General features: G+C 64.4%; 9 protein-coding genes and 1 pseudogene. 7 read left to right on the top strand and 3 right to left on the bottom strand.

The features are described 5' to 3' along the window. Positions 1-23: 23 nt before the first annotated feature. The 7 genes and pseudogenes from AC07X6_RS05410 to AC07X6_RS05380 form a co-directional block, all read left to right on the top strand. Positions 24-1,349, top strand: a pseudogene (locus AC07X6_RS05410) (type IV pilus secretin PilQ); the annotation flags it as partial. 121 nt (positions 1,350-1,470) lie between these two features. Beyond that, positions 1,471-3,675, top strand: a complete 2,205-nt coding sequence (locus AC07X6_RS05405) for an Ig-like domain-containing protein (protein WP_494790326.1) — start codon at positions 1,471-1,473, stop codon at positions 3,673-3,675. 102 nt (positions 3,676-3,777) lie between these two features. Beyond that, the gene (gene aroKB / locus AC07X6_RS05400) at positions 3,778-5,397 is read left to right on the top strand and encodes a bifunctional shikimate kinase/3-dehydroquinate synthase AroKB (protein WP_494790366.1); all 1,620 of its coding nucleotides are present in this window, start codon (positions 3,778-3,780) and stop codon (positions 5,395-5,397) included. A gap of 2 nt (positions 5,398-5,399) precedes the next feature. Then, entirely contained in the window at positions 5,400-6,536 is a 1,137-nt protein-coding gene (locus tag AC07X6_RS05395; protein WP_494790325.1) for a deoxyguanosinetriphosphate triphosphohydrolase, read from the top strand. A gap of 145 nt (positions 6,537-6,681) precedes the next feature. After that, positions 6,682-7,392, top strand: a complete 711-nt coding sequence (dsrO, locus tag AC07X6_RS05390; RefSeq protein WP_071079747.1) for a sulfate reduction electron transfer complex DsrMKJOP subunit DsrO — start codon at positions 6,682-6,684, stop codon at positions 7,390-7,392. Between the two features lie 3 nt (positions 7,393-7,395). Further along, complete coding sequence (gene nrfD, locus AC07X6_RS05385; RefSeq protein WP_494790324.1) at positions 7,396-8,508, top strand: NrfD/PsrC family molybdoenzyme membrane anchor subunit; 1,113 nt, start codon at positions 7,396-7,398, stop codon at positions 8,506-8,508. Positions 8,509-8,518: 10 nt separating this feature from the next. Next, complete coding sequence (locus tag AC07X6_RS05380; protein WP_494790323.1) at positions 8,519-11,740, top strand: molybdopterin dinucleotide binding domain-containing protein; 3,222 nt, start codon at positions 8,519-8,521, stop codon at positions 11,738-11,740. Here AC07X6_RS05380 and AC07X6_RS05375 read toward each other — a convergent pair. From AC07X6_RS05375 to mutY, 3 genes are read right to left on the bottom strand one after another with little or no spacing between them, the layout of a single operon-like run. Continuing rightward, positions 11,737-12,360, bottom strand: a complete 624-nt coding sequence (locus tag AC07X6_RS05375; protein ID WP_070292342.1) for a response regulator transcription factor — start codon at positions 12,358-12,360, stop codon at positions 11,737-11,739. The two genes, AC07X6_RS05380 and AC07X6_RS05375, sit on opposite strands and share 4 nt — an antisense overlap. Next, positions 12,357-14,150, bottom strand: coding sequence for a sensor histidine kinase (locus tag AC07X6_RS05370; protein ID WP_494790322.1), 1,794 nt, complete (start codon positions 14,148-14,150; stop codon positions 12,357-12,359). Before AC07X6_RS05370 ends, AC07X6_RS05375 begins: the two co-directional genes overlap by 4 nt. Beyond that, positions 14,150-15,313, bottom strand: a complete 1,164-nt coding sequence (mutY, locus tag AC07X6_RS05365) for an A/G-specific adenine glycosylase (protein WP_494790321.1) — start codon at positions 15,311-15,313, stop codon at positions 14,150-14,152. Before mutY ends, AC07X6_RS05370 begins: the two co-directional genes overlap by 1 nt. Positions 15,314-15,317: the final 4 nt, after the last annotated feature.

The raw sequence follows: 15,317 nt of genomic DNA, 5'->3' as shown, positions 1-15,317 counted from the left end.
TGCACGTGTCGGCCCCGCGCCCTTACGCGGGCGAGAAGATCTCCGTCGATTTCCAGAACGTGGGCGTGCGCGCGGCCCTGCACATCCTGGCTGATGCCTCCGGGCAAAACATCATCGCCAGCGACAGTGTGGCGGGCAATGTGACGATGCGCCTGCGCGACTTGCCGTGGGACCAGGCGCTCGACCTGCTGTTGCAGGCCAAGGGCCTGGACATGCGGCGCAACGGCAACGTGCTGTGGATCGCGCCGCGTGAGGAAATGCTGGCGCGCGAAAAGCTGGAGCTCGAAACGCGCGCGCAGATTGCCGAACTCGAACCTTTGCAATCGGCCATCTTCCAGCTCAATTACCAGAAGGCTGAAGCGTTCCGCACGGTGTTCGCCCTGGACGCGGGAGAAGGGCGCAGCCGCCTGCTGTCGCGCCGTGGCAGCGTGCTCATCGAGCCGCGCACGAATCAGTTGTTCGTGACGGACGTGCCGGCGCGCCTGGAACAGATCCGTCAGCTGATCGCCAAGACGGATGTTGCCACGCGACAAGTCATGATCGAGGCGCGCATCGTCGAGGCGAATGACAGTTTCAGCCGCAATCTGGGCGCGCGCCTCGGTTTTACGGACCAGCGCCTGGCGGCGGGCCAGGTGCCCGGCTTTTCCCTGGGCGGCAGCGGGCGCCGCGCGGCCATCGGCGGCAGTTACCAGGGCGTGGGCGAGGCGACGGGGCAAACGGTGGCGGGCGCCGGCGCCTTCGTGCCGAACACGCAATTCGTCAACTTGCCGGCCGCCAGCATCAATGGCTTGCAGCCGGCCAGCTTCGCCCTGAGCCTGTTTTCGGCGGCCGCCAACCGCTTTTTGAATCTGGAACTGTCCGCGCTGGAAGCGGACGGCAGGGGCAAGATCATTTCCAGCCCCCGCGTGGTGACGGCCGACAAGGTGCTGGCGCTGATCGAGCAGGGCATCGAACTGCCGTATCAGGTGGCCACCAGCAGCGGCGCCACGTCCATCACGTTTCGCAAGGCGAATTTGCGCCTGGAAGTGACGCCGCAGATTACGCCGGACGGCAACGTGGTGCTGGAAGTGGACGTCAACAAGGATAGCGTGGGCCAGGAAACGCGTTCCGGCTTCGCCATCGACACCAAACACGTGCGGACGCAAGTGATGGTGGAAGACGGCGGCACGGTGGTGCTGGGCGGCATTTATCAGCAGTCCGAACGGGGTACGGACAGCAAGGTGCCGCTGCTGGGCGACATCCCCGTGCTCGGTGTTTTTTTCCGCAGCACGGGCCGCAGTCAAGAAAAAACGGAACTGATGGTGTTTATTACGCCGAAAATAGTGGCAGATCGGCCAGCAACACGTTAATGTCACATCTTTACGTTTAAGTAACAATGCAAACGAAAGCGGACTGATGGCGACTATGCGGAATTTCTCTTTAGGCAATACTTCTTGGAGTAGGGTATCGAATTGGCTGCTCTTGCTGGTCTTGAGCACTGTACTGGCCGCCTGCGGCGGCGGTGGCGGTGATCCGACCATCGATGGCGGCAAGGGCGGTGGTACCACCGGTGGTGTGGCCGCGACGGTCACGGTGAGCCTGTTGAACTCGGCCGACCAGCCTGCCAGTACGCTAAGCAGCACTGCGCCGCTGACGGCCAAGGCGCTGGTGATCGATAAAAATGGTGCTCCGGTCAGCAATACGATAGTCACTTTCGCCTCCGACGCCACACTGGTAAAGCTGTCGTCGAGCAATGGCACGGCGCTGACGGACACCAAGGGCTATGCCAGCATCACTGTCTCGGCCTTGAATGCGACGGTCACCGGTGCGGGCAAGCTGACGGCCACTGTCGCGGCGGGCACCGCCATGGTCACCGGCGAGGCGAGTTATGAGGTCAAGGCGGCGCAGGCTGCGGGCGCGAAAATGACGCTGTCGCTGTTCAGTGGTAGCAGCGCCAGTAACGCGCTGTCGAGCGCCACGCCGCTGACGGCCAAGGCGTTGGTGACCGATTTGAACGGAAAACCGATCAGCGACATGTTGGTGGCATTCTCGACTGACAATACCATGGCAGTAATGTCACCATCGGTAGGGACGGCACTGACCGATGCGACAGGTACGGCCAGCGTAACGCTGCGTCCTTTCAATCTGTCGGCCAGCGGCGCCGCCACGTTGCGGGCGACCACAACGGCCAATGGTGCCGTTGCCAGCAGCCAGATTAATTATGTGCTGGGAGCCACCGACCTGAGTGTGGAGAACATGCGGTTTTCGCCCGCCAGCATCGCGGCCTATGGCACCACCAATGTCACGGTTGATGTCATGGCTGGCACCAGCCTGTACACGGGATCAGGTCAGACGGTCAATTTCAGTTCGACTTGCGTGGCGGCCGGCAAGGCTAGCGTGACCAGTGGCGTGCCGGTCGTCAATGGCAAGGCCACAGCTGTTTTCCGCGACCTGGGTTGCAATGACTACGATATGGTCAATGCCACAGTGGCGGGCAGCGCTTCCATGTATCTTCACGCGACGCTGCCGATCGGCCGCGTCGCGCCGGCATCGGTACAATTTTCCAGCGTCAGTCCGGTAGGCAAATCGATCGTGATTCAAGGGCAGGGCGGCATAGCGCGCACGGAAATGGCCACGCTGACTTTCCGCGTATTCGATACTTTCAACAAACCGCTGGTCGGCCAGGAAGTGACGTTTGCGCTGTTGAACGGCCCTGGCATGACGCTCAATAAAGTGACAGACACCACGGATGCCAACGGTGACGTCATCACCACCGTCAATTCCGGCACCACCCCGACCACCTTCCGCGTCAAGGCCAGCCTGGCCTCTGGCATTTCCACTTTGTCCGATTCCATCCTGGTAACGACTGGTTTGCCTGTGCAAACGGCGTTTTCGCTCAGCTCCGTCAAGTCCAGCGTGGAAGGCTGGTCGTATGACAGTCCCGTGGGCAACCCTGCCACGACCGTCACTATCTTGCTGGCAGACCAAGCGGGCAACCCTGTTCCTGACGGCACGCCGGTGGTATTTCAGAGCAATTTGGGCGCCATCGGCTCGTCCAGCATGGGCGGCTGCACCACCATGAACGGCGGCTGCTCGGTCGACTTCCGCAGCCAGAACCCGCGTGTGGCGACCAATCCACCTGTCACGCCCTGCAATGATGTCAGCAATGGCGGCACGGCCGACAGCCTGTGGCCCGGTCTTGCCACCGTCTGCGCCAGCACTTCGGACGGCAGCAAGACGTTGTTCGCGAAGATCGCCATCTTCCTGAGCGGCAGCCGTCCCGAAAATGTCATGCTGTTCGATCAGTCGGCCCAGGTCAGCCTGGATCGCAGCACCTATGATCTTGGAAGCGTTTCAGCTGCTGCAGTGCGTCAATTCAGCTTGAGATTCAGCGATTTGCATCAAAATCCCATGCCCTCCGGGACCACGGTCGCGATCACGAATATGATCAATGGCGTTGGATCCATCACTCCGGACAGCATACAAAATATCTATCCGCACAACACGCTTGGCGTGGATGACCGTACCGGAGGCAACATTCAAGGTAACCAGGGAGGCCGGCATGCCGTTACAATTAACAGCCTGACGCCGACAAATTGTGTAGCGAATGTGGTCAGCACGTTTAATGTAACAGTGACGACGCCGCTGGGTAACGCCACCAGTTACCCGTTTAGACTGACATTCTCCTGTCCTTGACGTAAGGGGAAACGGGCGCCGTAGAGGCGGCGCCTGCTTATTTTCTGATTGATATAAAAAGTGTCCGAAATTTCCAACAGTAATATCTTTCTTGTCGGCCTCATGGGCGCAGGCAAAACCACGATCGGGCGCATCCTGGCCCGCAAGCTGGGCTTGCGCTTTGTCGATTCCGACCACGAAATCGAGGCACGCACGGGAGCGACCATCCCGTGGATCTTTGAAATCGAGGGGGAGGCCAGCTTTCGCCGGCGCGAGGCCGAGGTCATCCGCGACCTGAGCGCCCAGGAAGGCATCGTCATGGCCACCGGCGGCGGGGCCATCCTCAACGCCGACAGCCGCGCCTACCTGAAGGAGCGGGGCACGGTCGTCTACCTGCGCGCCAGCGTCAGCAACATCCTGGCGCGCACCAGCCACGACAAGAACCGCCCCCTGCTGCAGACGGCGGACCCGCGCAAAAAGCTCGAGGAATTGACGGCGCAGCGCGAGCCGCATTACATGGAAGTGGCCGACATTGTGATCGACACGGGCCGTCCTAACGTACAATCGATGGTTCAGACCATCCTGATGCAGCTGGCCAGCCTCGAATGCGAGGCCTCGCCCAACTGCGTCATTCATGCAGAGCCTTCGATGAACGAGCAATCCAAAATGTTGTTGAGCGTAGACCTCGACGAACGCAGTTATCCGATCGCCATCGGTCCCGGCCTGCTGGCCGACGCCGATGCGCTGCTGCGCCATATCAGCGGCCACAAGGTGGCCATCGTCACCAATACCACCGTCGCGCCCCTGTACCTGGGCCGCCTGCAGGCGGCGCTGGCCAGCGATGGCCGTGAAGTGATCAGCATCGTCCTGCCGGACGGTGAAGAATATAAGAACTGGGCCAGCCTGATGCAGATCTTCGACGCGCTGCTGGCCAATAAATGCGACCGCAAGACCACCCTGGTGGCGCTGGGCGGCGGCGTGATCGGCGACCTGACCGGCTATGCGGCCGCCAGCTACATGCGCGGCATCGGCTTCGTGCAGGTGCCCACCACCCTGCTGGCGCAGGTCGATTCCTCCGTCGGCGGCAAGACGGGCATCAACCACCCGCTGGGCAAGAACATGATCGGCGCCTTCTACCAGCCGCGCGCCGTGATCGCCGACACCTCGACCCTGGAAACCCTGCCCGCGCGCGAGCTGTCGGCCGGCCTGGCCGAAGTGATCAAGCATGGCGCCATCATCGATGCGGCCTTCTTTGACTGGATCGAGGCGAACATGGCCAAGCTGATGGCGCGCGACAAGGGGGCTTTGGCGTATGCGATTGCCCGCTCGTGCGAAATCAAGGCCGACGTGGTGCGCCAGGACGAACGCGAAGGCGGCTTGCGCGCCATCCTGAACTTTGGCCACACCTTCGGCCACGCCATCGAGGCGGGCCTGGGCTACGGCCACTGGCTGCACGGCGAAGCCGTCGGCTGCGGCATGGTGATGGCGGCCGACCTGTCCTGCCGCATGGGCTATATCGACCAGGCGGCCGTGGAGCGCGTGCGCAAACTCGTCGCCGCCGCCGGCCTGCCCGTCAAGGCGCCCGACCTCGGTGTCGAGCGCTGGCTGGAACTGATGGAAGTGGACAAGAAGAACGAGGGCGGCGCCATCAAGTTCATCCTGTTGAAACCCTTGGGCAGCCCGTGCATCACGTCCGCGCCGCACGAACTGGTGCTCGCTACCCTGGCCGCCGGAGTGCAATAGCCATGACGCCGGAAGACTTCCTCGCTCCGTACGCCGCCCATTCGGCACAGGGGCAGGGACGTCGCTTTGCCGAAGCGGCGCACGCCTCGCGCAGCCAGTTCCAGCGCGACCGCGACCGCATCATCCATTCCTCGGCCTTCCGCCGCCTCGAATACAAGACCCAGGTTTTCCTCAATCACGAGGGAGACCTGTTCCGCACGCGCCTGACGCACAGCCTGGAAGTGGCGCAGGTCGGCCGCTCGATTGCGCGCAACCTGCGCCTGAACGAAGACCTGGTGGAAGCCATCGCGCTGGCGCATGACCTGGGCCACACGCCGTTCGGCCACGTGGGCCAGGACGTGCTCAATGAATGCATGCAGGCGCACGGCGGCTTCGAGCACAACCTGCAAAGCCTGCGCGTGGTCGATACCCTGGAAGAGCATTACGGCGCGTTCGATGGCCTGAACCTGATGTTCGAGACGCGCGAAGGCATATTAAAACACTGCTCGCTGGCGCATGCGCGCGAGCTGGGGCCGGTGGCCCAGCGCTTCATCGACCGCACGCAACCGACACTGGAAGCGCAGCTGACCAACCTGGCCGATGAAATCGCCTACAACAGCCACGATATCGACGACGGCCTGCGCTCGGGCCTGATCACCATCGCGCAGCTGGAAGAGGTGGAATTCTTCGGCCGCCTGTGGCGCGACGTGCAGCAGGCGTTCCCGGGCCTGTCCGGCCGGCGCGCCATCTACGAGACCCTGCGCCGCCTGATCACGGCCCTGGCCGACGATCTCATCGTCACGTCAACGGCCCTGATTGCGGACGCCGCTCCCCGCGACGTCAGCGAAGTGCGTACCAGCCCTCCGCTGATCCGTTTTTCGGACGCCATGCGCAAGGATGCGACGGAGCTGAAACGCTTTTTAAGGGCGAACCTGTACCGTCACTACCAGGTCAACCGCATGCGCGTGAAGGCGAGCCGCATCGTGCGCGAACTGTACGACAGCTTCATGGCCGAACCGGCGCTGCTGCCGCCCGACTATCAGCTCAAGGATGGCGACGTCACGCAGCAGGCGCGCAAGATCGCCGACTACATCGCAGGCATGACGGACCGCTACGCGATCCGCGAGCACCGCCGGCTGTATTCGCTCGACGAGCTGTAGGCGTATTACTCCGCATTCTCTCGCCTGTCAATTGGCATGATCATCTAGGTTCCCGCACTATCACCCCAATACCCCCGTAGCGCCTTCTTTTCTATCATGGCAGCAAGTCAACAAGGGCTTGCCGCCCATAGTCAAGGAGAGTGTCATGATCGAATCGCGCCGCAGTTTCTTGCGCGCCTTGCCAGCCGTAACCATCGGGGCGGCCATCGCACCGCTGCCAGGCAAGGCCGCCACCAAGGGCGAAGGCGGCCAGCGCTGGGCGATGGTGGTCGATGTGCAGAAGTGCATCGGCTGCCAGGCTTGCACGGTCTCCTGCATCATGGAAAACGCCGTCCCGGAAAACAGCTTCCGCACCGTCGTCTCGACCTATGAAGTCAAGGAAGAAAACCGCTGCGGCACCTACATGCTGCCGCGCCTGTGCAACCACTGCGCCAATCCTCCCTGCATCCCCGTTTGTCCCGTGGGCGCCACTTTCCAGCGCAAGGATGGCGTCGTCGTCGTCGACGGCGACCGCTGCGTGGGCTGCGCCTACTGCGTGCAAGCCTGCCCGTACGACGCGCGCTTCATCAACCACGAGACGGGCAAGGCCGACAAATGCACGTTCTGCGCGCACCGCGTCGACGAAGGCTTGCTGCCGGCCTGCGTGGAAACCTGCGTGGGCGGCGCGCGCATCTTCGGCGACCTGAATGATCCGGAAAGCATGGTGCACCAGCTGCTGACCGAGAACAAGGTGAAGGTGCTCAAACCCGAGCAGGGCACCCAGCCCCACGTGTTTTACCTGGGATTGGACACGCGCTTCGCCGGCCACGTCGAAGGCGAAGCGACTCTTTGGCAACCGAGCAAACACGGGAAATAAACCATGGACAGCCACATCACCGAAATTCTCAACGTCACGCGCGAAGCGGCATGGCTGCCGTGGGCGGTGCAGTACTTTTTCCTCATCGGCCTCAGTTACGGCAGCTTCATGCTGACCTTGCCGTATTTCGTCTTCGGCCGCAAGGCGTATGAACGCCTGGGACGCATCGCGCTGCTGGCGTCCCTCGTTTGCGGCATGACGGCACCCGTGGCGCTGCTGGCCGACCTGCACGGGCCGGGGCGCTTCTACCATTTCTACATTTACTTCCAGCCGCAATCGTGGATGTCGTGGGGCTCGTTCTTCATCCCCCTGTATCTGGGCTGCCTGATGCTGTACGCATGGCTGGCGCTGCGCGTGGACTTCGCCGCGCGGGGGCTGGGCCAGGACCGTCTGGCCTTTGCCTACCGCCTGCTGGGACGTGGCGGCGCCGCATCGCGCAAGGCCATCGTCACCGCCGCCGCCTTCACCCTGCTCGCCGCCTTCGTGGTGGGCCTGTACACGGGCATGGAAGTGATGGTGGTGCGCGCCCGTCCGCTGTGGTTTACGCCTTTCCTGCCGGCGCAATTTGCCGCCACGGCCTTTGTCGGGGCGGTGGGCCTGGCGCTGCTGTTCAACCGCTTCCTGCCGGGCCGCGACCAGGCGCTGGAAGTGTCCTTGAACCGCGCGCTGGCCCTGTCGCTGGCGCTGGTGCTGGCGCTGGGCGGCGGCTGGCTGTTCGTGAGTCTCTCTGGCGTAAGCGCCAGCCACAGCATGGCCTTTACCCAGGTGGCCGGCATGCCGCAATGGCAGTTCACGGCCGTCTGGGCCGTGCTGTCGTCGATCGTGCCGATGGCCCTGGCCATCTGGCGTCCCGCCACGAGTGGCCTCGTCAATGGCCTGATCGCGCTGCACAGCGCCTGGATGATGCGCTGGACGATTTTCATCGGCGGCCAGAACATTCCGAAGACGGGCGCGGGCCTGTACGACTACCACCTGCCGATGGGGAACGACGGCTTGATGGGGATTATCGGCACGGCGGGCCTGTGGATCGCGCTGCTGTTGCTGATGCTGGAATTTTTGCCATGGGCCGGACGCGTCGTCGCTGCACGCGGCCGTCCCGCCATGGCCACGCACTGAGGAGTCAAAAATGAACGAACGTACACACAACGACGACCGCAACGACGTCCCTGACGATGAAAACGACAAGCGCCGCAAGCTGCTGCGCTACGGCGCCATCGGCGGCGGGCTGGCCGCCTTTGCCGCCAGCTTTTCCACCACGGCCGGCCGCATGGTCGACCATGCGCTGGGCAAGGATAAACCCGTACAGCGCTTGCACGGCAATTCGCTGGCGCCCGAGTTTTCCGTCGACACGGCGACGGGGAAATTGACCGTCAATCCCGACCAGCAGGTCAGCTACACCATGTGCATGGGCTGCACCACGTTTTGCGGCGTGCGCGTGCGCCTGGATAAAAAAAGCGGCAAGGTCTTGCGCGTGGCGGGCAATCCCTACAGCCCCCTGTCGGCCGACCCGGCGCTGCCCTATCAAACCTCGATACGCGACAGCTTTGTCTCGCTGTCACGCTTCCAGGAAAAGGGCTTGAAGGGACGTTCCACCGCTTGCGGCCGCGGCAACGGGGTGCTGGAACAGATGGAGTCGCCGTTCCGCGTGCTGGCGCCCATGAAGCGCGTGGGACCGCGCGGCGGCGGCCAGTGGGAGCCGATCGCCTTCGATCAGCTGGTGAAGGAAGTGACGGAAGGCGGCGACCTGTTTGGCGAAGGCCATGTGCAGGGTCTGCGCGCCTTGCGCGAGCTGGAAAGACCGATCGATCCGGCGCAGCCGGAACTGGGTCCGCAAGTGAACCAGGTGGGCCTGATGTGCAGCACCGACGATGGCCGCCTGGCGTTCGGCACGCGCTTTTTCAAGCAGTCGTACGGCAGTCTGAACCTGGTCAACCACGGCTCGTATTGCGGTGGTGCTTACCGCAGCGGCTCGGGCGCCATGTTCGGCGACATGAAGAAAATGCCGCACGCGAAAGTGGACCTGGAAAACACGGAATTTTGCATTTTCGTCGGCACGGCACCCGGCAATGCGGGCAACCCGTTCAAGCGCCAGGGCACGCTGATCGCCAAGGCCCGTTCGGGCAAGCGCGAATTCAGCTACGTCGTCGTGGATCCCGTGCTGACGAATGCGGACAGCCTGGCCGCGGGCGACCGCAGCCGCTGGGTGCCGATCAAGCCGGGCACGGATGGCGCGCTGGCCATGGCGATGATACGCTGGATCATCGAGCACGAACGCTATGACCGCAACTTCCTCGTGCAGCCGAACCTGAAGGTGGCGGAAGCGGCAGGCGAAGCCGCCTGGTGCAACGCCACGCATCTGGTCATCAGCGAGAAGGGCCATCCGCGCGACGGCCGCTATCTGCGCGCGTCGGACATCGGCGCGGTGGAACTGGCGGAAGAGGAGCGCTACAAGGATGGCGACGCGTTCTGCGTGATCGACGCGGCCACGCAAGCGATCATGCCGCACAACGCCGCCAAGGGCGAGGCGCGCCTGTTCTTTGACGGCCCGCTAGAGGTGGCGGGCGCGCCGCTGCACCTGAAGACGGCCATGACGATGCTGAACGAAGAAGCGCAGCGCCACAGCATGGATGACTATTCCAGCGCCTGCGGCATCCCCCGCGACATCATCGAAGGCCTGGCGCAGGAACTGACCAGCCACGGCAAGCGCGCCGCCGTCAATGCGCACGGCGGCATGATGTCGGGCGCCGGCTTTTATAACGCCTATGCGTTGGTGATGCTCAATACCCTGATCGGCAACTTGAACCGCAAGGGCGGCACCTTGGTCAACGGCGGCAGCTTCAAGGATGCTGGCCCCGGTCCGCGCTATAACTTGGAGAGTTTCGACGGCGAGATCAAGGCGACGGGCATGCCGATCGGGCGCAATGTGCCGTATGAAAAAACCTCGGAATTCAAGCTGAAGAAGGAAGCGGGCAAGGCGTATCCGGCCAAGGCGCCGTGGTATCCGAACGCACCCGCGCTGGCCACCGAATGGCTCACCAGCGCCATGAACGGCTATCCCTACACCTTGAAGGCGCTGATCCTGTGGAGCTGCAATCCCGTGTACGGCATCACGGGGCTGCGCGCGCAGATCGGCAAGGAACTGGCCGATCCGAAGAAGATTCCCCTGATCGTCGCCATCGACCCCTTCATCAATGAAAGCTCGGCGTTTGCCGACTACCTGCTGCCCGATACCTTGCTGTATGAAAGCTGGGGCTGGGCCGGCGCCTGGGGCGGCATGCCCGTCAAAATGAGCACGGCGCGCTGGCCCGTGGTCGAACCGCGCGTGCAAAAGACGCCGGACGGCCAGACCATCTGCATGGAATCGTTCTTCATCGCGCTGGCCAAAACGATGGCCTTGCCCGGCTTCGGCCCGGAAGCCCTGCAAGACATGGAGGGCCAGCGCTTCCCCCTGCAGCGCGCGGAAGACTGGTATCTGCGCGGCGGCGCCAACATCGCCTGGCAGGGCAAGACGGGCGTGCCGGAGGCGAGCGACGACGACATCGCGCTGTCCGGCGTGGCGCGCATCCGCCCCGAACTGGAGCGCACCCTGAAGCCGGAAGAGTGGCGCAAGGTGGCCTTCATGCTGGCGCGTGGAGGGCGCTACCAGAGCTATGGCGAGATGTTCGGCTTGCGCCTGCCGCCGCCAGCGAATGCTAAGGCACCGGCGGCTGCCGCACCGGTCGTCGACGAGACGCCGTACCCGCAGGACTGGTCCACGCACCGCTACCTGAAACCGATGATGCTGTACAACGAGGGTCTGGGCGTGAGCAAGAACAGCTTGAGCGGCAAACGCTTCCCCGGTACGCCCGCCTGGAGGGTGGCGGCTTTCGCCGACGGCACGCCCGTGCGCAAAACCTACCCTGCCAGCGAATGGCCGTTCGAGTTGATCAGTTTTAAATCGGCGCTGCAAAACTCGTACAGCATCGGTGCGCGGCGCTTGCGTGGCATCCATCCGGACAACCCCGTCGCCGTGCATCCCGACGATGCGGCGCGCCTGAAGCTGGAAAATGGCGACCAGATTTACCTGGAAACGCCGGGCGGCAGAGCCAGGGCCACGGTGATGCTGCGCCATGGCGTGCAGCGGGGCGTGATCGCCGTCGAGCACGGCTTCGGCCACAAGGAGCACGGCGCGCGCGCCCACCGCATCGGCAAGCTGCGCCAGCCCGATGAACCGGCCATCGGCGCGGGTATCAACCTGAACGACCTGGGGCTGACGGACCCGAGCCGCGGCGACAAGAACGTGTTCGTCGATCCCGTCTCGGGCACGTCGGTGCGGCAGGGGCTGCCGGCGCGCATCGTGCGGGCCTAGATTTGTCCGCCCGCCATCAGCAGCCGGGCTACCTCGGCTGCTGAATGCAGGCCCAGTTTTTCCATCGCGTTATGGCGGTGCACCTGCACCGTCTTGTCGCTGATACCCAGTTCGCGGGCGATGACTTTCGAGGCCTTGCCTTCGGCCATCAGCAGCGCCACTTCGCGCTCGCGCGCGGTGAGCCGGGCCAGTGCCGTTTGCGCCGTATTCGCACTGGCGGCGCTGCGGCTTTCTTCCACGCTGCGGGCCACGGCCCGGCTGACGGCATCGAGCAGCACCTGATCCTTGCAGGGCTTTTCCAGGAAATCGCAGGCGCCCGCCTTCATCGTCTGCACGGCCATGGCCAGGTCGCCGTGGCCGCTGAGGAAAATCACGGGCAGCGATATGGCGTGTCCGGTCCTGTTATTCAACTCCTGCTGCAGTTCCAGCCCGCTCATCAGCGGCATGCGCACGTCGAGCAGCAGGCAGCCCGGCACATGGCCATCGTAGCGCTGCAGGAAGTCGCGCGCCGATTCGAACGTCTGCACTTGCCAGCCGGCCGAATCGAACAGATAGGCCAGCGAGCGGCGCATGGCGGCGTCGTCGTCGACGACAAAGATGATCGCATCGCTTTCGTTCATGGTGTTTCCTTATCTGCTTCCATATGTGTATCTTCGGGGAGGCGGAACCAGACCGTCAAGCCTGGCGCGTCGGCGTTGGCATGCGCCGACAGGCTGCCGCCGAACGACTCGATGATGCTTTTGCTGAGCGACATGCCCAGCCCCAGGCCTTCGGCCTTGGTGGTAAAAAACGGTTCGAACAGGCGCGCCATTTGCGCCGCATCGAGGCCGCAGCCGGCGTCGCGCACGGCCACCGTGCAGGCGCCGTTCTCCCGGTGCAGCAGCACGCCGATCGGGTGCTGCGGATGGTCGTTTTCCACCTGCGCGTCGAGCGCATTTTTCAATAAATTGAGCAGCACCTGCTGCACTTGCTGCGGGTCGGCCAGCACGCGCGGTGCCGCGCTGACCGCCTCGTGGCGCCAGCTGATGTTCGCTTGCGGATGGGCCGCGCGGAACAGCGATACCGCTTGCTCCACGGCGTCGGCCAGGGCGAAGGCCGTGCTGTGCGCGGGACGCTTTTGCGCCATCGCGCGGATGTGGCGGATGATGGCGCCGGCGCGCTCGCTTTGCGTGGCGATTTCCTGCGCGCCATCGAGCAGGGGCGCCGCATCGAGCCGCCCCGCCGTGATGCGGCGCGCCATGCCGCGCGCGAAATTGCCGATGGCCGCCAGCGGCTGGTTCAATTCGTGCGCGATGGCGCTGGCCATCTCGCCCAGGATGGCCAGGCGCGCCGTGTGGTCGAGCGTGGCCTGGCGCTGGCGCGCCTGTTCCTCCAGCGCGCGCTGCTGGTGCTGGGCCGCGCGCAATTGCTCCGTGCGCCGGCTGACCAGGTATTCCACGCGCACCGTATGCACGGCCCAGGCCACCAGCAAGGCCAGTACCAGCAGCATCCAGCCCCAGTAGCGGCGCAGGGCCGTCTCGAACGTCAGCTTGTTCAAATAGGCGTAGGGGCCGATGCGCAGTTCGCGGAACAGTTCATCGACGATCTGGTAATCGCTGGGCACCGTCCAGCTGTAGCCTTCGCTGGTGCGCGGCATGGCCAGCAGGGCCTGCGCCACTTTTTTCGCCAGCGCTGGCGGCGTCTGGCGCAGGGCCACGAAGGGCCAGTCCGGATACAGCCGCGATGAGCTGGCGCAGCGAAAACCGGGAATCGGGCGCGTGGTGATCACGCGCAGTTCCTCGGCCCGCACTTCGCCGCTTGCCACCATCTGTTCCAGCAAACAGGTGCGCACGATGCCGGCATCCATGTGGCCCGCGCGCACGGCCTCGACGATCTGCTGCGAGGGGAACCCGCTGTAGCGCAGGCTGGCAAAATCGTGCATGGGATCGATGCCCGCTTCCTGCAGTTCGCGCGCGGCGATCTGGTAGCCGCCAAACGCATCGGGCGCCACCGCCATCACGTTCTTGCCCGCCAGGTCGGCCAGGTCGTGCAGCGGTGACGCGCTGCGCACGACGATGGCCGAGCCGATGGCCTGGCGCGGCGAGTCCGTCCACGGCGACTCCAGCGTGGCGATGCGGCTGGCGCCGTCGCTGTGTTCGAGCGCCACGTAGTGGCCGCTGCTGGTGATGGCAAAGGCGATCGCTTGCGACTGCACGGCGCGCGTCAGGCCCGCCTGGTCGTAGTCGGCCAGGATGAAACGGATGCCGGGAATGCTCGCCTGCAGGTGGCGCGTCACGTACGACCAGTCCTGCTGCACGGCGTCGCCGCCCTTGTAGGCCAGCACGCCGATACGCACTTCCGGCAGTTCGTCAGCTGCCTGCGCGCCGTGCAGACACAGCGCCGCCAGCGCGAACAGTAAAAAACGCCGCACTAGAACATGCTGCGCTGCGCCGAACGCGCATCGCCGAACAGATCCAGCAGCAGTTTCTTGATCGGTGCGGGCAGCGGCGCATCGGCGATCTTCGCGCCGTCGTACCAGACGTGCGTCGCTTCCCCTGCCAGCGCCAAGCGGCGCGTCAGGGTGATGCGGCAGGGGACGATGTGCAGCTTGTAGTGGGTAAACACGTGCACGATGGGCAGCAAGCGCTCCTGCGTTTCGATTGCGCCGAACGGCGCCACGGCGCGCGCCAGCGCCTCCTGGCTTATCTCGCGCGGTGCGTCTTCATCTGCCAGCATATGGCCGTCGAGTTCGGGCAGCGACAGCAGGCCGCCCCAGATACCGGAACCAGGGCGCTGCTCCAGCAGCACCTGGCCGTCGTCGATGATGGCCAGCATGACGGCGTGTTTTTCGGGGCTGGTTTTCTTCGGTTTGCGTACCGGCAGATCCTTGGTGCGGCCGGTGGCGTAGGCCACGCAGCGCGGCTGCAGCGGGCAGCGGCCGCAATCGGGGCTGCTGCGCGTGCACAGGGTGGCGCCGAAGTCCATCAGGCCCTGCGTGTAGGCTTCGATACCGGTTTCAGGCAGCAGCGCCTCGGCGCGGCGCCACATGGCTTCCTCGACCCGTTTTTCGCCGGGATAGGCATCGATGCCGAAGGTGCGCGCAAACACGCGCTTGACGTTGCCGTCCATGATGGCCGCCCGCGTGCCGCTGGAAAACGCGGAGATGGCGGCCGCCGTCGAGCGGCCGATGCCGGGCAGGTCGGCCAGTAGCAGCGGGTCGCTGGGGAACACGCCGCCATACTCGGCCACCACGCGCTGCGCGCACTTGTGCAGGTTGCGCGCCCGCGTGTAGTAACCGAGGCCGCTCCACTGCGCCATCACGTCTTCCACCGGCGCGCCAGCGAGGTCGCGCAGGGTGGGGAAGCGTTCGAGGAAGCGCGCGTAGTAGCCGAGTACGGCCGTCACCTGCGTTTGCTGCAGCATGATTTCGGACAGCCAGATCAGGTAGGCGTCGCGCGTGTTTTGCCACGGCAGCGCGTGGCGGCCATGCTGCTTTTGCCAGGCAATGACGGTGGCGGAAAAAGTCGGGTCGATATAGTCTTCCAGGGGGGCCGCGCCCGTGGCGGGCGAGAGCGGATGCAGCAGACGTTTCATGCAG

It is taken from the genome of Janthinobacterium sp. GW460-12-1-14-LB5, assembly GCF_059423585.1.
This window is presented reverse-complemented; position numbering and strand designations above follow the sequence as displayed.